Origin of the sequence: Clostridium amylolyticum, from assembly GCF_900142075.1 — a bacterium.
Taxonomy (GTDB): domain Bacteria; phylum Bacillota; class Clostridia; order Clostridiales; family Clostridiaceae; genus Clostridium_AA; species Clostridium_AA amylolyticum.
On the sequence record NZ_FQZO01000007.1, the window covers coordinates 1 to 20,590 of the forward strand.

Annotated in this window: 18 protein-coding genes and 1 other annotated feature; of the genes, 3 read left to right on the forward strand and 15 right to left on the reverse strand. The window is 31.5% G+C overall.

Annotated features, from left to right (window positions below):
• Positions 1 to 438: 438 nt before the first annotated feature.
• Entirely contained in the window at positions 439 to 1,467 is a 1,029-nt protein-coding gene (locus BUA82_RS14870; RefSeq protein WP_073009940.1) for a DUF5050 domain-containing protein, read from the forward strand.
• A 71-nt stretch (positions 1,468 to 1,538) separates the two neighbouring features.
• On the opposite strand, the gene murD is transcribed toward BUA82_RS14870, so the two are convergent.
• The gene (murD, locus tag BUA82_RS14875; protein ID WP_073009942.1) at positions 1,539 to 2,915 is read right to left on the reverse strand and encodes a UDP-N-acetylmuramoyl-L-alanine--D-glutamate ligase; all 1,377 of its coding nucleotides are present in this window, start codon (positions 2,913 to 2,915) and stop codon (positions 1,539 to 1,541) included.
• Positions 2,916 to 3,163: 248 nt separating this feature from the next.
• On the opposite strand from murD, the gene BUA82_RS14880 reads away from it, so the two are divergent.
• A complete protein-coding gene (locus BUA82_RS14880; protein ID WP_073009944.1) occupies positions 3,164 to 4,330 on the forward strand; it encodes a MalY/PatB family protein in 1,167 nt (388 codons plus the stop codon).
• Positions 4,331 to 4,539: 209 nt separating this feature from the next.
• Here BUA82_RS14880 and BUA82_RS14885 read toward each other — a convergent pair whose 3' ends face one another.
• On the reverse strand, positions 4,540 to 5,490 hold the full coding sequence (locus tag BUA82_RS14885; protein ID WP_073009946.1) for a hypothetical protein: 951 nt from the start codon (positions 5,488 to 5,490) through the stop codon (positions 4,540 to 4,542).
• Between the two features lie 289 nt (positions 5,491 to 5,779).
• On the opposite strand from BUA82_RS14885, the gene BUA82_RS14890 reads away from it, so the two are divergent.
• Positions 5,780 to 6,394 (forward strand): superoxide dismutase, encoded by a 615-nt coding sequence (locus BUA82_RS14890; RefSeq protein ID WP_073009948.1) that lies wholly within the window; start codon positions 5,780 to 5,782, stop codon positions 6,392 to 6,394.
• 135 nt (positions 6,395 to 6,529) lie between these two features.
• Here the strand turns inward: BUA82_RS14890 and BUA82_RS14895 are convergent, their stop codons facing one another.
• The 13 genes from BUA82_RS14895 to BUA82_RS14955 form a co-directional block, all read right to left on the reverse strand.
• Positions 6,530 to 6,892 (reverse strand): SHOCT domain-containing protein, encoded by a 363-nt coding sequence (locus tag BUA82_RS14895; protein ID WP_073009950.1) that lies wholly within the window; start codon positions 6,890 to 6,892, stop codon positions 6,530 to 6,532.
• Between the two features lie 108 nt (positions 6,893 to 7,000).
• Entirely contained in the window at positions 7,001 to 7,861 is an 861-nt protein-coding gene (locus BUA82_RS14900; protein ID WP_073009952.1) for a sugar phosphate isomerase/epimerase family protein, read from the reverse strand.
• Between the two features lie 19 nt (positions 7,862 to 7,880).
• Complete coding sequence (locus BUA82_RS14905) at positions 7,881 to 8,711, reverse strand: sugar phosphate isomerase/epimerase family protein (protein WP_073009954.1); 831 nt, start codon at positions 8,709 to 8,711, stop codon at positions 7,881 to 7,883.
• 12 nt (positions 8,712 to 8,723) lie between these two features.
• On the reverse strand, positions 8,724 to 9,782 hold the full coding sequence (locus BUA82_RS14910) for a Gfo/Idh/MocA family protein (RefSeq protein WP_073009957.1): 1,059 nt from the start codon (positions 9,780 to 9,782) through the stop codon (positions 8,724 to 8,726).
• A 163-nt stretch (positions 9,783 to 9,945) separates the two neighbouring features.
• Complete coding sequence (locus tag BUA82_RS14915; protein ID WP_073009960.1) at positions 9,946 to 10,857, reverse strand: AraC family transcriptional regulator; 912 nt, start codon at positions 10,855 to 10,857, stop codon at positions 9,946 to 9,948.
• A gap of 140 nt (positions 10,858 to 10,997) precedes the next feature.
• Entirely contained in the window at positions 10,998 to 11,591 is a 594-nt protein-coding gene (locus BUA82_RS14920; RefSeq protein WP_073009963.1) for a glycerol-3-phosphate acyltransferase, read from the reverse strand.
• A gap of 72 nt (positions 11,592 to 11,663) precedes the next feature.
• The gene (locus BUA82_RS14925) at positions 11,664 to 13,055 is read right to left on the reverse strand and encodes a glycine--tRNA ligase (RefSeq protein ID WP_073009966.1); all 1,392 of its coding nucleotides are present in this window, start codon (positions 13,053 to 13,055) and stop codon (positions 11,664 to 11,666) included.
• An 84-nt stretch (positions 13,056 to 13,139) separates the two neighbouring features.
• Positions 13,140 to 13,305, reverse strand: a binding site (T-box leader).
• Positions 13,306 to 13,485: 180 nt separating this feature from the next.
• A complete protein-coding gene (locus tag BUA82_RS14930) occupies positions 13,486 to 13,983 on the reverse strand; it encodes a deoxycytidylate deaminase (protein WP_073009969.1) in 498 nt (165 codons plus the stop codon).
• Between the two features lie 112 nt (positions 13,984 to 14,095).
• Positions 14,096 to 16,081: a fructose-1,6-bisphosphatase gene (locus BUA82_RS14935; RefSeq protein ID WP_073009972.1), complete on the reverse strand. Its 1,986-nt coding sequence runs from the start codon at positions 16,079 to 16,081 to the stop codon at positions 14,096 to 14,098.
• Positions 16,082 to 16,335: 254 nt separating this feature from the next.
• Positions 16,336 to 17,589 (reverse strand): ABC transporter permease subunit, encoded by a 1,254-nt coding sequence (locus BUA82_RS14940; protein WP_073009975.1) that lies wholly within the window; start codon positions 17,587 to 17,589, stop codon positions 16,336 to 16,338.
• On the reverse strand, positions 17,589 to 18,497 hold the full coding sequence (locus BUA82_RS14945; RefSeq protein ID WP_073009978.1) for an ABC transporter ATP-binding protein: 909 nt from the start codon (positions 18,495 to 18,497) through the stop codon (positions 17,589 to 17,591). The genes BUA82_RS14940 and BUA82_RS14945 overlap by 1 nt, the downstream gene beginning before the upstream one ends.
• 95 nt (positions 18,498 to 18,592) lie before the next feature.
• Positions 18,593 to 19,711, reverse strand: coding sequence for a hypothetical protein (locus BUA82_RS14950; RefSeq protein WP_073009981.1), 1,119 nt, complete (start codon positions 19,709 to 19,711; stop codon positions 18,593 to 18,595).
• Positions 19,695 to 20,588: an ABC transporter ATP-binding protein gene (locus BUA82_RS14955; RefSeq protein WP_073009984.1), complete on the reverse strand. Its 894-nt coding sequence runs from the start codon at positions 20,586 to 20,588 to the stop codon at positions 19,695 to 19,697. The genes BUA82_RS14950 and BUA82_RS14955 overlap by 17 nt, the downstream gene beginning before the upstream one ends.
• Positions 20,589 to 20,590 lie beyond the last annotated feature (2 nt).

Below are 20,590 nucleotides of genomic sequence, written 5' to 3' on the forward strand. Positions count from 1 at the left end.
CTTTAATTCAAAAGAATTGCTGGTTACATAATTATTTAAACTTTGTTTCCTCTGTTCAATTTTCAAAGACCAGTGCGGCTTTTCCCTCACCGCTTGATTATAGTAACATTTTAGAGTTTACATGTCAACAACTTTTTTATATTATTTTTAGCTGTTGATTTTCTTCTAAAATTCCATCGCATCTTGGCGACGGATATTATAGTATCATTTTTAAACTTATAGTAATTTAGCTAGGTTTGTTATTATAAAAAGTTATTCTTTTATATCTTCTAAATTCGTTAATTTCCTAAGTAAATTATACATTGATACACCAGGTAGAGTTTTTATTATATTATTTAATTTTTCAACTTATCTATACTATTATAAGGGATTATCTTCCTTATAAACTCTAAACTTTTTTTATAAATATTCGACAACTATATTATATGAGGTGATAATTTGAACAAAAAAATAATTGCTGTTATTTTAATACCCTGCATAATTTTTTCTGGTTGTGGAAAGATAGATACTTTTTTTAAAAAAGATACAAATACTAGTAATGTATCTAATTCTACTGAGTATAATAAAGGCTCTAACATTAAAACTAATGGAGGAACCTCCACTTATAGTTCTGAAGTTTTTACTCCTCCTGCAATTACTGGTGAAAAATCTTTACCCTCTTCCCCTTTTGCTGCTATAAATGAAGATTTATATTTTTCAAACTGGGTAGATAATAATAAACTATACAATATTCCTCTATCTCAGCTAACTGGAAAGTCTATAGATTTATCAAAAGCATTAAAACTTAACGAGAATTCTTCATTTACTATCTGTTCTATACAAGGAGACTTATATTATTGTAATTTTAAAGACAATGACAAACTCTATAAACACAATAACCAAGGTGAAACACTTTTAAGTAGCGATAGCTGCAAAGATATAGCCATGCATTCCAGCGGTATATATTATATTAATAAATCTGACAATAATAAACTTTATAGGGTAGATATTAATGGTGAAAATAGAACTAAAATCACCTTAGATAAATGTGAAAAATATATTGTAGTGGGAGGCTGGGTAATATATCAAAATGCTTCAGATAATTGGAAGCTTTATTCTATTAAGACGGATGGAACTGAGAATACTAAAATTACTGATGATACCGTAGAAAGTTTTACTCTTTCCAATGATGTGATTTACTATAGTAATACTTTAGATGACTATAAACTTTACAGCATACTGCCCAATGGAAAAGATAGAAAGAAAGTATCCGATGGCAGATTTGAATCCATATTATTTAATGAAAATTCTATCTTTTATATAAATAAAAAAGACATGAACAAATTATATAGCTATAGTATTCAAGATTCTAGCTCTAAACTTATTCTTGATGAGGGAATAAATAATTTTTATGTAATTAAAGATAAACTATTTTATAAAAGTAAGTATGATTTAAACTCTATTAAATTCATAAATTATAAAAATTAAGATAATGTATAATCCCATATAAATATAAAAAGCAGTAAATAAATTTGTAGAATTTATTTACTGCTTTTAATCTAAAAGTTATTTACTAATTCTCTAAACTTTTCTCCTCTTACTTCAAAATTAGGAAACATATCAAAACTTGCACAAGCTGGAGATAATACCACATTATCGCCCTCTTCAGCTATTTCTCTGCATTTTATTACTGCATTTTCAAGAGTATCTACCATATATATAGGTAGGTGTAAATTTCTCTCATCTATTACTTCATCAAATACCTTCTTTATTTTATCTTTTGTCACTCCTAAAAGTACTAAAGCTTTAATCTTGTCATAACCTTTTTCAGCTAAAGGCTCAAAAGGAATATTCTTATCATAACCTCCTGCAATTAAAATAACAGGCTTGTCAAAAACAGATATGGTAGCAAGGGTTCTAGTAGGGCTTGAACCTATAGAATCATTATAATATCTTACACCTTTAAATTCTCTTACCAATTCGTTTCTATGATACACCCCTTTAAAACTCATGGCTACCTTTTTCATAGTATGTATGGTTACTTCATTTTGTACCGCTAAAAATGCAGCTAGATAATTTTCTACATTGTGCATACCTTTTATAACTATATCATCTTTGCTACATACTTCTTTTTCCTTTAGATAAAGTTTACCTTCATTATAGTAGGCACCATTTTCAATTATCCTTTTTGAGCTAAATAATTCTGCTTTTCCCTTAGCTTCATTAAAGAAGGAATAAGTTATATCATTTTCTCTGTTTAATATAAGCAATCCATCTTCCTTTTGATATTTAAAAATATTTTTCTTAGAGTCTATATATTCTTCCATACCCTTATGCATATCTAAATGATTAGGAGTAATATTAGTAACTATAGCTACATCTATAGGCGAGTCCATAGTCATAAGCTGAAAGCTTGATAGCTCTAATACCACCTTGTGATCTTCTTTCATTTCTTCAATATTTGAGAATAGTGGGTTTCCAATATTTCCTCCCACCCAAGTGTTATACCCTTGTTCCTTTAAAAGATTATATACAATGGAAGTTGTAGTGGTTTTACCATCACTACCTGTTATTCCAAATATTTTAGCTGGGCAGTATCTAACAAACTCCTCCATTTCAGAAGTAATATAAGCCCCCTCTGCTCTAGCTTTTGTAAAGGCAGGGCTGTCTATTCTCATGGATGGGCTCTTAAATATTACTTCAAAGCCATGAAGCTTATCTAAATACCCTTCCCCTAATTCTAATTTTATATTTCTATTTTTTAAATCTACTGCAGTGTTACCAAGCATTTCTTCCGTCTTCTTATCAAAAGCAGTAACCTCAGCTCCAAGTTTTATAAGAAAGTTTATAAGAGGTATATTACTTACTCCAATGCCTACCACCGCTGTCTTCTTCCCCTTTATAAACTCTTTAAATTCACTAAAATCTCTTTTCATTACTTGGCCTCCATATATCTTACATTAAATATTTTATATATTAAAATCTTTGCCTTCTCTCCAATAATTATAACACCATAGCAACTATTATGGAATAATAGTTGCAATTCTCAATTCTAAATTAAAGTCAAGTTCCTGGCACTTGACTTTCTCTCGGCTTCATAATTTATTTATAATTTCTATACTAATATTGATATATAATTAATATGTACTAAATTGCTCATATCAGTGAAAGGGGATTTTAAGGAATGAGAGACTTAGATAGAGTTATAAACAGGAAGGGCACTAATAGTGTTAAATGGGATGCCCTAAATATTTTTTTTGGTAAGGATGATCTTATACCTCTTTGGGTAGCAGATATGGATTTTCCTGCCCCTGATGAAGTTACCGAAGCCTTAATAGAAAGAGCTAAGCATCCTGTATATGGTTATTCCATACTGGATGATAGATATTACCATTCCATTATTAATTGGTTTTCAAAAAAGCATAAATGGAATATAGAAAAGGATTGGATTGTATATACTCCTGGAGTAGTACCTGCAATTAATTGGTTAATACAAAGCTTAACTGAAGCAGGAGATAAAATTATAATTCAAGAACCTGTTTATCATCCTTTTAAGGAAAGTATAAAGCTTAACGATAGGATTCCAGTTATTAATGAATTAAGACTTCAAGATGACAATTATCTTATGGACTTTGAAAGTCTAGAAGCTTGTATAGATGATAAGGTAAAACTTTTAATATTATGTAACCCTCATAATCCTGTGGGAAGAGTTTGGACAAAAGAAGAACTTGAAAACCTAGGGAGAATTTGTTTGAAACACAACATCCTTGTGATTTCCGATGAAATCCATGGTGATTTGACATATAAGGGCCATAATCATATTCCATATTCCTCTATTTCTGAAGAGTTTGCTAATAATTCAGTTGTATGTACAGCTCCAACTAAAACCTTTAATCTTGCTGGCTTACAATGTCCTAACATTATTATTCCTAATGAAACTTTAAGAGATAAGTTTAATGACATCATAAATAAACAGCATATCCAAACGGCTACCCCCTTTGGTATTGTAGGCGTACAAGCTGCCTATGAGAATGGAGAAAATTGGCTTCAAGAAGTTATGGAATATATTGAAGGTAACCTAGAATATATGATTAATTTCTTTAAAGAAAATATTCCTGAAATTAAAGTGATAAAACCTCAAGGCACTTATCTAGCCTGGTTAGACTTTACAGCTTTAAATATTCCTAGAAAAGAACTTAATCATATACTTATAGATAAAGCTAAAGTTGCATTAAACGATGGCTATATGTTCGGAAAATCCGGAGAAAACTTTCAACGTATAAATATAGCTTGCCCAAGATTAATTTTAGAAGAAGGCTTAAAGAGGATGGAAAAGCAATTTAGAATGTAGAATTTAAAATTTAGAATTAGACTTGAGGTAAAAATTCCTATCGGAATTTTAAAGAATTTAGTATTAAACTCCTTAGGAGTTTAAGTAAATCAAAAAAAACAGGAATCCGTAAGGTTTCCTGTTTTTTTCTTTAAATTAAATTTAGGTTTTTCTGATACTTTCTCAGAAAAACTTCCTTAATTCTAAATTCTAAATTAAAAATCCCCTCTTCAAATTCCCACTTCTAAATTTTCAATATATCCTATTCTCTCTTTTTTTAAGTTTTCCAAGGCGTTTTCGGACCTTCTTAATGCGTTTTTCAGGTCTTTTATTATATCTTCTATTCTATCCTTTAAGGTAGAGGTATTGCTTAGGGCTTCCTTTATGCTGGATTGGATGTACCAATCCACAAAGAAGCTATCAAAGAAGTAGTCTGCAAAGGTTGCGAAGCTTCCTATATTTATATCTAAACCTTCTTCACTGTATACATCTTTCAATTCTCTTTGAAATCTTCCTAGATATCTTTTCACTTCACTCATATAGTCTCTTGCTTCGTCTATATGTTGATGCTTTAAGTGTGTAGAAAGTAATCCACCTCCTAGCATGTCCACGGTACCCCAATTTCTTGCACCATTTAAGGATTCCATGAGGTTTTCTATGGCATTAAGCAGGTTATCACCCTCATTTATCGCTTCTCTTAATTCTTTAGCTTCAGATTTATTAATAGAAATCTCCTCAGATAACTCTATTATTCTTTTATTATCTTCTGGTAAATTGCTTTTAATAAAATCTTCTTTTTCTCTAAAGATTTCCTGATATTCTTTTTCTACATCTCCTAATTTTGTTATTTCTCCCTCAACGTACTCTTTTTCCTCTATTAATATATTTAATTCCTTAGTACATTCTTCTACCTTGGACTTTGCTTCTATATATTCTTTTTGCTCTTTATAGAGCATCTCATCTTTTTTAAACATTAACATGTATAGTAATGAACTAACACTAAGCTTCTGCAACTTGTCTACATCTTTTAATTCCTTAATCATATTTTCTTCCAAAGAGTGTAGAATATTTTGCTTTTTATTTATATTTATCTTTAGGTTTTCTAATTTACCTTGAAGTCTATCTAATTCTCTATTCTTTTTTAAAACCTCTTCAAGTCTTTTATTTAGATTCACAAACATTTAAACTCCCCCTTTATATTTAATCTATTTGCAATATCACTAATGGATTTAACATACCTTTATTTTATATTAGAAATAAACTTTTGAATATGGTAAATTGTTAAGATATACAAACTAAAGGGTTAATTGTCAATTTTTACTCCTTAAGTATCAATTAGTTTACTAGGTATTTACAATTCTTTTATTATTTAATATTGATTATTATTTTCAATTAGGCTATAATATAAACATAAAGAAAATAATAAATAATTAATAAAGATAAATGTACTTAAATATGGAGGTTATAAATATGAAACATGAATTACCACAATTAAAATATGATTATAATGCATTAGAACCTTATGTAGATGGATTAACTATGACAATACACCATACAAAGCATCATCAAACTTACATTAACAATTTAAATGCAGCATTGGAAAAATATCCTGAGTTTGCAGATAAGGATGTTAAAGAATTATTGACTAACTTAGACGCTTTACCAGAAGATATAAAACAAGCAGTTATCAACAATGGCGGTGGACACTATAACCACAGTTTATTCTGGGATATGATGACTCCTAATGGTAGTGGAAAACCTTCTGCCAACTTAGAAGAAGCTATTAATAAGAAGTTTGGAAGCTTTGAAAACTTCAAAGATGTATTTGCTAAAGCAGCTGCTACAAGATTCGGAAGCGGTTGGGCTTGGTTAGTAGTTACTACTCAAGGAGAATTAGAAGTAATGTCAACTCCAAATCAAAACAATCCTATATCCGAAGGATTAATTCCAGTACTTGGACTTGATGTTTGGGAGCATGCTTACTATCTAAAATACCAAAATAAGAGACCAGAATATGTAACTAACTGGTGGAACGTTGTTAACTGGGATGAAGTTAACAGATTATATAACGAAGCTATAAAGTAAATTTAAATAGATAAGTAGACTCTTACACTTACAAACCTTACAATTACACACTTACACTTAGTCATAAAGGCTATAGAGCTTTCCTCTATAGCCTTTATGCTTTTATATATTTATTGGTAACTTTTAATATTTAAATTACCATTTTTCATTCAAAATTTCTTTTTTCTTAATTTGAAAATCTTCTTCTGATATTAAGCCCTCTTCTCTTAGTTTGTGAAGCTTTCTAATTTTCTCGTCAAAATCTAAGGATTCTTTTTCCTTATGAGTTTCAATAATATCTTCATCAATATTAGCTTCCCAAGAAGTCACACCTTTATCACTAAAAACATTATATGCATTTACCCCAGTAATAACCACTGCAATTAAAGTCCAAAATATGCCAAATACCCCAAAGGTAGGTATAGCCATAAATATTCCTATTCCTATAAAAACTAATCCCCCTAAAAATCCTGCCATGGATTCACCTTTTCCTGGCTTCACCCTTATTCTTCTTGCCATAATAGCCCCCCCTTTTATATCATATGACATTATTATAACATGTTATCTCCACAAAGCCTCTAAAGAAAAAATTCAGATTAAAAAAATCTGAATTTTTTAAAGTTATATTTAATTATTAAGGAGTTTACTCAAAAATACTACAGCTTCTCTTATATCTTTTTCAGGACTATCTCCCACTTCTCTCTCTATGGTTAAATATCCATTAAAACCTATATCTTCAAGAGCTTTAATGTAGTTATTAAAGTCAACTTTTCCTTGTCCTAGAGGAGTTTCAATGAAATAATCTTCTAATCTCATATCCTCTATACCGCCTTCTGCAAAATAGTGGTATATAACTTCAGGATTAACCTGCTTTTTCATAATTCCGTCCTTGGCATGAGTATGAACTATATAGTCCTTTAAGGTGTACACTCCTTTTACAGGATCATCTCCTGTAACCATTACAAAGTTAGCTGGATCATAATTCACCCTTACTCCGTTAGAGTCTAAGCTATCTAAAAATTTCTTTAAGGTTTCTGCCTTTTCAGGACCAGTTTCTATGGCAAAGTAGCATCCTAAGGAGTCTGCAAACTTACCTAGTTCTTCGCAGGCAGCTTGCATAACCTTATATTTTTCACTTTCAGTATCTTCTGGTATTACCCCTATATGAGTAGTTACCACCTTAGAGTTTAAGTCCTTAGCCAGTTCCATTATCTTCTTAGACTTTTCAATCTTATAAGGATTATCTGAAGCTACGCTAAAGCCATGTCCACCTAAGTCTCCGCAAATAGCAGATACTTCCAAACCATTAGAGGTTATATAATCTAATATCTCTTTTCTTTTTTCCTTACTTAAGTTGTCCGGATCCATAAATCCGCTTACAGCATATATTTGTATACCTTGGGCTCCCACTTCTTTAGCCTTTTTTATGCCTTCATATATATCCAGTCTAAAAGAGTCAACCATTACTCCAATCTTATTGTTATACATGCCCAGCCTCCTTAAATATTTACAATATATTTTCCAGGATTTTTTTAGAAAACTCTATGGATTTTACAGTGCCTTCCTTTTGATCTCCAGGTCCTTCGAACTCTATGGAAAGATAGCCTTTATATCCTATTTCTTTTAAATACCTAACTATTTTCTCCATAGGCACTTCGCCTTCACCTAGTACTGTACCCATATATTTCCTCCCATCTAAGGCTTCATATCCATACTCATCTCTTCCTACCTCTTGAAAATCCTTAAAGTGTACAAAAGATATAAGATCCTTTAAATTTACTACAGCATCATAAGAGTTTTCATTAGCTAAAAGAAAATTTCCCACATCTGGATTTGCCTTAAGATAAGGTGAGTTTATTTTTTCTAAAAGTTCTTTAACTTGCCCACTCTTACCCATGAAAAGTCCATGATTTTCCAAAACCATTATTACGCCCTTCTCTTTCGCATAAGGTACCACTTCCTTAAAGCACTCTTTAATCCAAGCCTTTCCTTCTTCATATTCAATGCCTTCTTTTACATTACCGCTAAATACTCTCATATATTTAGCTCCAACTTTAGAAGCTTTGTCTATAGAAGTCTTCATGTATTCAATTTGCCTCTCTCTCATAGATGCATCTCTTTCAACAAAATCATTTCCAATGGAGAAAGAGGATATATTCATATTAAGCTCTGCTAAAGTGTTTTTAATTACATCAAGTTCTTCATCTTTTATAAAAAAATCGATTAATTCTACGTTATTGACCTTATGCTCATGGCAAAACTTTATAAAATCTATATTGCTCATTCTGCCTTCTTTAACTTCCTTATGCACGCTCCATATACTCACAGAAAGATTCATGGTATATTCCTCCTATTTTATTATCACTTCATGTCCTGTTTTTGACGACTCATATATAGCATCTAATATCTTCATAAGCTCTACTCCATCTTCCCCAGGATTTAGGCATGGAGTTCCATTGGCCACACAATCTATAAAATGCTTTATTTCCTCTTGGAAGTTATATTCAAAGGAAAACTTTGCAGGATCTACCACTGGCGCTGCATCAGTAAAATAGTTGTTTTTGCTTTTGTAAAACTCAACGGCAGGCTCCATTTGTGCTCCTGCTTTATCACCAAATACATTTAGATATAACTCATCTTTCTTTGTATGCAGCACCCAGCTTGTCTCGAAGAATAAAGTTAATCCATTGTCAAATTTAATTAAGGCTGTAGCACAATCCTCCACATCGTTAAAGGTGCTGTAATCTGCGGAATAATACTTATTTATACCTTTAATCTCCGGCATCATTCCAAGATGATTAAAAGTAGAAGCAGTAACAGAAACCGCTTTAGGCTTTCCTGTAAGGTATCTAACTAGGTCTATCATGTGAACCCCTAAATCTATAACTGGGCCGCCGCCAGACCTTGATTTATCTGAAAACCATCCTCCAGGATTTCCCCATCTTCTTATACATCCTGTTTTAGCATAATATATATTGCCAAGTTCTCCATTGTCTATAGCCTCTTTTACTATCTTAGTATTTTCTCCAAATCTTCTTACAAACCCCACCATAAGCAGCTTATTGTTTTTCTTTGCTGCCTCTACCATATCTTCAGCTTCTTTAGCATTTAAAGCTAAAGGCTTTTCACAAAGCACATGCTTCCCTGCATTTAATGCTGCTATGGCTATAGGACCATGACCATTATTCCAAGTGGTTACGCTTACGGCATCTATTTCCTCCATCTTTAACATTTCATTATAATCTGTAAAAACCTTAGGTATATTGTACTTTTTTGAATACTCTTCTACCCTTTCTTTATTTATATCACACACTGCCACTATTTCAACGTTATCCAAAGCTTGATAGGATGTGGTGTGAAAATTACTTATACTTCCTGTTCCTATGATACCAACCTTAATTTTATTCATTATTATCCCTCCACTACTTTTATTACATTTAAGGTTATTATAAAGCTATAAAATTCTTTTGCCTTTGACTACAGTTTAGATGTTATTTAACATTTTTATATATTTTCTGTTTGCAATGTAAGTTGTAGAATATAATAATATTCTTTATGTCCTCTAAAATAATTTAAATATTTTTATTATATTCATGAAGCTTTTGATATTCACTAGGGGATACACCTATTTCTTTTTTAAAGGTTCTACTAAAGGAGTGTATAGATTGAAAATTTAATGCATAGGCAATTTGTGTTATACTTTTTTTACCTTCAATTAAAAATTCCATAGCTTTCTGTAGTCTTTTTTGAGCATAATAACCATGAAGTGTCAATCCTGTTTCTTCTGAAAATGTATGTGATAGGTATGGATAACTATATCCTAAGGCCTCTGAAATATCTTTTAATTCCACTATTCTAGTTAGATTGTTATCAATATAGTTTATTACATTATAAATCATGCTTTTTGCAGTACCCATATCCTCTTGAAATTCATATTCATATTCCCAATTAGAAAAATAATTTCTATACATTAAAATTATTATTTGATAAATATAAGATTTTGTCATTACATGAGAGTATTCATTTATATCCTTTATTTCCGATAACAATGAAAAAAACGGTTGGCTTATTTTAACTCTATCTTCCTTTAAAGGAACCACAGAAGTGTTGTCCATCATTTTTTTAATATGATTCATCTCATCTTCCAAGCCTATGTCATTATTAAATATAAATCCTATATAAAGATACCTGAAAGGATCTATCTTGTCTGCTTCAATTTTGTGCATTTCTCCTGGAAGATTTATAAATATATTCCCTTGCTTTACATCATATCTCTTTCCATTGGTATAAAAATATCCTTTTCCACTCTCTATATAGCTTATTTCATAGCATATTTGTTTATGTTCTTCACATTTATATCCCGATTGACAGCTTACATCTCCCACTTGATATAGAATTATGGAATCATATTTTTTAGGTACATCCCAAAAAACGTTATCAAAATGAAACTTTTTATACATATATGAATTTTTTTCATTTTCCATAACCCCACCTCTCCTTCCAGTTATTTATTTAAAAGTCATTGTAATTATAGCATATTTAGAAAAAAACAAGCTAACTAGAATAACTCTCATTAGCTTGTTCAATTAACTTTCCCATGATAGCTGTGCTTAATGGGATTATTTTATTTATTTTTATTTAATAGTTCAATTATATTTTTTCTATGTCTTAATACCATTACTATGGCTGAAAAAATACAAGCATATATTATAGGCGTAGGAAGTTTAAGAATTATAGCTGTGATTGCAATAGAAGCTCCAAGAATTATTGATCTTACTGCCACCACTGGAAAAATCTTTTTTAAGGATAAGTGCAAAATTATTCCTACCAATACAGGAATTGGTGCTATAAATATAAATGTTCCTAAAGTAGTATTAACTCCCTTACCTCCATGAAACTTTAAAAAAGGAGTATAGTTATGGCCTAATATGGCGGCTGTGGCTGTAAGAGAAAGATAAGCATTTTTATCTATAGGCAAATTATAATTATTAGCAATATAAGTAGCCGCTAACATAGGGATTACGCCTTTTAAAATATCTACTGCTTGAGTTTTATATGCTAATTTGGATCCCGCTACCCTTTTTACGTTGGTAGAGCCAATATTGCCACTACCTTTAGTTCTTATATCAAAACCGCAATACTTTTTAACAAGTATATATCCAGTAGGGAATGAACCAAGCAAAAATGATATTAATATAGTAGTATATACCAGCCACATACTTTTACCTCCTAGTTCCTTTTCTTATATATTATATCATAAAAAGGGCGAAGGTAATCGCCCTTTCTTGGATTAAAATTCCATTTTCTCTTTTATATAATTTTCAAGTTCATCAATGCTTAGTCTTACTTGATTCATGGAATCTCTATCTCTTAAGGTAACACAGTTATCTTCTAGAGTATCAAAATCTATAGTTATACAGAAAGGAGTTCCTATCTCATCTTGTCTTCTGTATCTCTTTCCTATGGAACCTGCTTCATCATATTCTACATTGAAGTTCTTTTTCAAGTTATCATAAACTTCTAATGCTTTTTCAGAAAGCTTCTTAGAAAGTGGAAGCACCGCTGCTTTAAATGGCGCTAGTGCAGGATGAAGTCTCATTACTGTTCTTACATCCCCGCCTTCTAATTCTTCTTCATCATAGGCCTCACATAGGAATGCCAAAGCTATTCTATCTGCTCCCAGAGATGGTTCTATGCAATATGGAACATACCTTTCATTGGTAGTTGGATCTAAATATGACATATCTTGACCCGAATGATTAGCATGCTGCTTAAGGTCATAGTCAGTTCTATCTGCTATGCCCCACAGTTCACCCCAACCAAAGGGGAATAAGAACTCTATATCTGATGTAGCATTGGAATAGAAGGATAATTCTTCAGCGCTATGATCTCTCAACCTTAAATTTTCACTGGTCATTCCAAGGTTTAATAGGAAGTTCCAGCTATAATCCTTCCAGTATTTAAACCACTCTAAGTCAGTACCTGGTTTACAGAAGAATTCCAGTTCCATTTGCTCAAATTCTCTAGTTCTAAAAGTAAAGTTACCAGGAGTGATTTCATTTCTAAAAGATTTACCTATTTGTGCTATTCCAAAAGGAACCTTTTTTCTTGAAGTTCTTTGAACATTCTTAAAGTTAACAAATATTCCTTGTGCTGTTTCTGGTCTTAAGAAAAGTTCTGACTTAGCATCTTCTGTTACCCCTTGGAAGGTTTTAAACATAAGATTGAACTTTCTTATATCTGTAAAGTTCTTTTTACCGCATTTTGGACAGCTTATATTATTCTCACCAATATAATTTTTAAGTTCTTCATTGCTCCAGCCATCTGCTGAAGCTACTTCTGCTCCATTTGCAGTCATATGATCCTCTACTAATTTATCTGCTCTAAATCTAGCTTTACACTCTTTACAATCCATTAGAGGATCTGAGAATCCCCCCACGTGGCCAGACGCTACCCAAACCTCAGTATTCATTAATATAGCACAATCTACCCCCACATTATAAGGACTTTCTTGCACGAATTTTTTCCACCAAGCTTTTTTTACATTATTCTTAAACTCTACTCCTAATGGACCATAGTCCCAAGAGTTTGCAAGACCTCCGTATATTTCTGATCCTGGGAATACAAAGCCTCTATTTTTACATAAAGCCACTATCTTTTCCATGGTTTTTTCCACTGCCATAATACTTCCTCCTTTAATTATGATTCTAAAATCATTGATTTTTATATAAAAATTAAAATTTTGAAAATAAAAAAAGCCCTACCTCAAAGGGACGAAAATAATCCGCGGTTCCACCCTTTTTGGCTAAAGCCCATCTTTCTAACTACCTTGCACTCAGAAGCTCCCTTCATCTTACCACTTTAATGATTTTCACCAGCCATCATCTCTCTTAAAAAGCAATAAGGTTACTCTTCTTCTTCATCATACATATTAATTTATAATAATAATTCTATCAAATAAAACTTAACTGTCAAGGTATTTATTTATATAATTATCAATATTATTAAATGGTCAATGATAATTGATTATTGATCATTTAATTTAAAAGTTTTTCTGACTTTTTTCAAAAAAAACTTTCTTTCATTTTAAATTCTAAATTCTCAATTAACTTCTACACTTCTTCTTCATGAAAAGATACTGTTATTCCATCCACTTCTGGCTTCAATTTTCTCATATTTACCCCGGCTTTGCTCATCATAAGCTTTGAGGCTTTAACTATGTCTGTGTGAGAATATTTATCTGAAAGATAAATTACTTCTTTTATTCCAGCTTGAATAATAGCTTTTGCGCATTCATTGCAAGGAAACAGTGCAGTGTATATTCTGCAGCCCTCTAAGTCTATACCTATGTTATTTAAAATAGCATTTAGCTCAGCATGGCATACAAAAGGATATTTAGTTCCTAAAAAATCACCATCACATTCCCAGGGAAATTCTTCGTCAGAACATCCTAAGGGAAGTCCGTTATAACCTACCCCTACTATTTTATTTTTAGAGTTAACTATGCAGGCCCCTACCTGAGTTCTAGGATCTTTGCTCCTTTTAGCAGATAAAAGTGCTATGCCCATAAAATATTCATCCCAAGATATATAATCCTTTCTCTTTTCCACTTATACCCCCCCTAGCGCTATTTTAATTATATTTTACCCTAAGTGCCAGGCCCGTGACAAGTGAATAATTGAGTACTCAATCATTCTCCTGTCACGAGCCTGGTTTTTTTCCTTATTTTTCCTTTATGATTCCTGATCGGTATGCTGATAGCAGTAGCTTTAGCTCTCTTATTTGATTTTTTAGCTCTTCACCTACGTCGGTATCTCCCACGGTTTTGCGCTCCACATTTTTTTCTAGCACTATGATAGTGGATCTTATATCTGTTTCTTCTTTAATGGCTGCTTCTGTGGATTTAAAAGGTTCGTGGCATACAAGCTGGAGTCCAAAAGAATTATATATCAATGTATAACCAGCTAGTCCAGTTTTTTTCTGATAAGCTTTAGAAAAACCTCCGTCTATCACTAAAAGCTTTCCTTTTGCTTTAATGGGACTTTCTCCTTTTTTGCTTTCCACTGGCATATGGCCATTTATTATGTGGGCTTCCTGGCATATAAGTCCAAATTCTTCTAAGATTTTAATGCAGCATTCCTCACTATCTCTATATTTATAATAAGGGTTTTTAGGCTCTTTATGAGTAGCTTTATCCTCAATAAAATATCTTTCAAAGGTAGTCATCTTTTCCTTACCAAATAGGGGAGAGTGTTTGCCTGTCCAAAGGTACCATAATATATCTAACCCATAAAGCTTCTTTTCCTTGTTTTTGCTGTAATAGCCCTCCCTTGCTGCTCTTTCTAATTCATCCAATAAATCTTTTCCTTTTAAGTTTTTACCTGATACTTTAAACTCTGAAAAACTTCCATCAGCTTCTAGAGGTATACAAGCATGAAAAAGGAGATTTGTATTATAAGTAAGGTACATGCTGCCTTTAGAAAATAAAAATTCCACATGCTTTTTTAATTTTTCACTGTTAAAGAAAGAGGACTGAAGCTTTTCTATAACTTCCTTCTCTTCTGGTGAAAGTTCGTAGGGTTTCTCAGGATTTATTGTAGGGAAGCTCTTATCTCTAAGATTATAAGCTTTCCCTTCTACTGTTACTTTCCCATCCTTTAAATCTATTCCATTTAAAAGTAACCTATGAGCCATTTCAAACTCTGGTCTTCTTTTTATTATTTCTCCTTCTAGTTTAAACTGTATAATAGAAATTGCTTTATGCATCTTTGCTATAAGCTGTTGTTCTTTAAGGTTATAGCAGTTTTCTTCATCTATAATAGGTAAAAATTCCTCACAAGGATCATTCCTATAAGCTTCCATGGCAAAAGTAGCTAGAGGGAGAAGATTAATGCCATAACCCTCTTCAATGGTTTCAAGATTTCCATACCTGGAAGATATCCTTAGAACATTGGCAGTACAAACCATAGAGCCTGCCGCTGCTCCCATCCATAAAATATCATGATTTCCCCACTGAACATCCACAGAGTGATATTTAATAAGCTTATCCAATATTATATGAGCACCGGGACCTCTGTCATATATATCTCCTATTATATGGAGCCTGTCTATAACAAATCGCTGAATAAGGTTGGACAAGGCTATTATAAATTCTCTTGCCCTATCTATGCTTATGATGGAATTTATTATTTCATCATAATATTCCTGTTTGTTGTATATATCACGTTTTTCATGTAAAAGCTCCTCTATAATATAAGCAAAATCTTTAGGAAGAGCTTTTCTCACCTTTGATCTAGTATACTTTGTAGAGCAAACCCTACAAATTTCAATAAGTCTGTACAAGGTTATCTTGTACCAATCATTTATGTTTTCCTGTTCCCTTTGTATTATCTCCAGTTTTTGCTCTGGATAATAAATTAATGAAGCTAGCTTTTTAATCTCTTTTTGACTTAGATAATTACCAAAACGATCTTCTATCTTTCGTTTAATAACTCCTGATGCATTTTTAAGCACATGAACAAAAGCCTCGTATTCACCATGAATATCTGTTAAAAAATGTTCAGTACCCTTAGGTAAATTTAATATGGCTTGAAGGTTTATTATTTCTGTGCTGGCATCACAAATAGTAGGATATCTTTCTGCTAAAAGCTTTAGATACTTTAAATTTTTCATTACCTGTTCCTCATTGGGATCTGAGCTAACAAACATATTATTCCTCCATAACTTCTAAGAATATACTATTATATATATATAATACACTATTTTTTTGTGATTATATATATAGTATAGCATAATAATTTGTGACAAATTACAATATTTATTGTTTATAAAACATAAACACTTTATATAAAAAAATATCTGCATAAAAATATCCCACAGCATTAAACTGTGGGATAAAACTAAATATAATCTTACCAGTAGAATTTATGATAAATTTATTACTATTCTTATATACTCTTAGATTATATTAATATATCTCGCTTAGTAAATACGAAATGAGCTATTATATAACTAACTACGGTCCAAATAACCATTACTATTAAGCCTCTCTCTAATGTAAAGGCCAAATTGTTATAACTTGTTACATAATTACCATCCATAAGGTTTGGAATACTTCCATAGCTTAAAAATATGTTCTGCATAACAGAAGCTATGGACTTCATTCTAGATCCTATTAAGGAGAAAATAGTTAATCCAAATACACTTACCGATGATACTACCATAGAAATCATAGAACTCTTAAATAATACGGACAGCATAAATCCAAAAGCACAAGTTGTTAATATAAATAAACCTTCTATAAGGAACATCTTAAATATATAAGTGGACATGGCAATAGTCTTTGTACTGCCCACAACCTCAACTAATGTAGGATTATTCATTTCATCTAGCTTAGTCATGTCAAATAAATACTTTGTACCATATTGCATAGGATAATCTGCACTTCCAAAGCTTCCTATAAGCCCTACTACTAGGAAGGATATAAGCTGTACGGAAAAGATTATAACTATGGAGGCTATTACGCTTGTTATAAATTTAGCTGCCAAGACCTTTCCTCTTTTAAGCGGTTGAGTAAGAAGGAATTTAAGGGTGGGAGGTGTACATTCACCAGAAACCATATCAGATACTAAAACCACTATAAGAAGGGGAATAAGTAAGAAGATCACATCTCTTAGAGAAAATACTAGAAAACTAAATCCTTCAAATTCTGAACCACTTAAAGGTTTTATACCCTTATCTCTTAAGGTTTTTAGATTATTCAGTTCTCTTTGTTGTTGAACCCTATATCTATCCGGTGTGTTATTATCTTCTTCAATAAATCTTTCCATATTCTTAATTCTATCGTCTAACTCTACTTTCCAGTCCACCTTCACTCCGTTTTTAACGGACTCTTCCAAACGCTTTATAGATTCACTTAACCCCTGCATATTTCTCTCATATGATTCTTTTTCCTTAAGAAGTTTTGCTTTTTCTCCTTCATTAGTACTATTAGCAATAAGTTTTTCTACCTCTTCTAATCTAACTTTCATATGTGCAGAACTGCCTTTAAGCTGCTCCAGTTTAAACTCCGGCTTATTCCATTTTTCATAGTTTTGGGTATCTTTGTATTTACCAAAAACCAATAAAGCCATAATAGCAGCAAAGCCTAATAATACCACATAAGTTTTCTTTCTTCGTATAAGCTTTTTAAATTCATTATTTATAAGTGTCAGCATTATCTTATACCTCCTTCCACCAGCTCCATGTATCTTTGTTCTACACCTTTATGTTTCTTAAATATCTCTTCTATTTCTATACCGGCCTTCACTAATTCTACAATAAGCTGTGGTGAGGAATCTTTACTTATTAAGGCGGTGATTTCTTGATTGTCTACCTTTACATCCTTAACTAGTTCTAATTCATGCATGATATCTATTGTTTTGCTTATTTCCTTAGTAATAAGTGTTATAGTATCAGTTTCAGTATTAACTCCATCCACTATACTCTCTACTGCTTGAATTACTCCTCCACTTATAAAGGCTACCTTATCACAAACCTGTTGAACTTCGCTTAAAATATGTGAGGAAACAAACACCGCAGTTCCTCTTTCTCTAGAAGCTTTTTTTACTATATTTCTAAAATCTAGGATTCCAGAAGGATCTAATCCATTAGTAGGCTCGTCCAATATTAATAACCTAGGATTAGGCAAAAGTGCTGCTGCAAGTCCAAGTCTTTGTTTCATGCCTAAAGAATACTTTTTTACCTTATCATTTATTCTCTGCTCCATGCCTACAAGCCTTATAACCTTTTCTACTTCTTCTTTAGGTATATTTCTTATTCTTGCAATTTGCATTAAGTTTTCTCTTCCAGAAAGATATGAATATAGCTCTGGATTTTCTACTACAGCCCCTACATTTGCTAAGGCCTTTTCTTTGTCCTTTGCAATATCATTGCCCATTATAGATATAGTTCCTTTGTTTGCACCTATAAGCCCCACCATCATCCTTATAGTGGTGGTCTTACCTGCTCCGTTTGGTCCAAGGAATCCAAAAATTTCCCCTTCCTCTACATCAAAACTTATTCCTTTAATGATTTCTCTTCTTCCAAGACTTTTATATACGTCTTTTACTTCTAGTACCTTCAATAAATTCCCCTCCTTAGGTTATTAATACCAGTATATAAATATTACATGAAATTCCTTATTAAGTATTAAATAAAACCTTAAACTTTTCTTAAATTTTACAAATCAAATCTTTTTATTAATTTTCCTAGAAACTTATAAATTGGAGCTATTAATAAAAAGCCAATAATGTTTAATATAAGTACCATCATGTTGCTTTCTCTTATCCCTAAATTTAGAAAAAGATTCATTCCTAGTCCTTCAATAATAGCGGTAATTATAAATAATACTGCAAAAGGAGCTACCAAGGCAAAAGGAAATGCCAATGCTGCTTTGGTTACCACTCCTACCTCTTTATATGCAAATAAGTTTTGTGCATTTTCTAGCCTCATATTTCTAGATGTTATAGTTATAAGTTTTAAAAGTAAGGCTGAAATTATAATGCCAGCTACAACAAATATCATAGTGTCTTTTATACCGTTATAATTATAGGTGCCTTGATTTACCGTGGGGGTAATAATATTCCATAACGATGTTCTAACTTGTGTATAATCATTGAATCTTGTTATATTTTTATAGGATGTTCCATTTGCTATAGTACCTATATATTCTAAAAAGCTTCTTGTATATTTTAATTTTTCACTAAGCACAACTTTTAGAGTACCCATTAATGTTGGTAAATATAAAGGGATTCCCACAGATGCTACTACAGCAAATTTACTATTTCCATATAAAGTTTGTACAAACATGAAAAAACATGAAAGTAAGGTTACGTGTACTAAGCTTAATAATCCATTATAAAGTATATAAGAGTAATAATTAGGAGCTATTGATGGTATAATTTTTATATACGGAATAGTAAATAAAAAGTGTACTAGTATAGCCCCTGCTGTTGCAAGAAAATAACTTGATACGATAACTAATATCTTTGTTAAAAACATCTGGGGTTTTGTAATTGGTTTGGAAATAAGGAAACTTACAGTAGTATTCTTGTTAAAACCAAAAGCCATAAAAACTTGTATAAGTACAAATCCAAAAATAAATATTAAATAGGCGTCTACATTAATAAAACTAACTTTTAAATTAAAGTTACGGTTTATCATTTTTTCACTAACATAGTTTAAAATAGTTATATTATTCCAAAGGGCAGAAAAAATATATAAAAACCACATAATTATAAACCACTTTGATATTCTCCATTGCTCATATAAAACAGCTTTGTTAAAGTACTTCTTCATAATAATCCTCCTCCCCTAGAGTATAAAGAAACATGTCTTCCAAACTTAAGTCCAACTCTTCTATAAAGTGAACTCTTAACTTTTTAAGCTTATCCATGAGCTCTTCGTTATAATCCTTGGTAATGAGGTGGTACACTCTTCCCACTTTATTTACTTTTATGATTTCTTCCCATTTATCTATATCCTCAGGTGCATCAGCTATAAAGGCTACCTGAAGTTTCTTAATCTTATTTTTCATATTCTCAATAGAATTAGAATATTTAACCTCTCCTTGGTTTATAATAGCCACACCATCGCATATTCTTTCTAAGTCGCTTAGGTTATGGGAAGATATAAATACTGTAGTTTGTCTTTCAGCTACTTCATCAAGGAGAAGATTCATAAACTTTCTCTTTATTACCGGATCAAGACCTGAAGTAGGTTCATCCAATATTAATACCTCTGGCATAATGCATAGATTAAGCATTATAGAAAGCCTCATCTTCATGCCTTTAGAAAATCTAAAAACATAAGATTTTTGAGGCAGCTTAAATATTTTATTTAACTCCCTAAATCTCTCTAAATTAAATTCTTTATAAGAATATTGATAAAACTTAATTATATCTTTTACCCTGTAGGAAGATAAAAAATTATTCTCATCAGCTACATACCCAATTTTACTTTTAATATCAACATTTTCGTATACATTTTGCCCATCTATAAAAATCTCGCCTTTATCTCCATAATATATACCTGTTAATGCTTTAATAAGTGTAGTTTTACCTGCTCCATTAGGGCCTATAAGTCCAAATATACTCCCCTTTGGAACTGATATATTAATGTTATTTAGAACCCTTTTATCATCAAAGTTTTTACTAAAGCCCTTAATCTCTATCATAC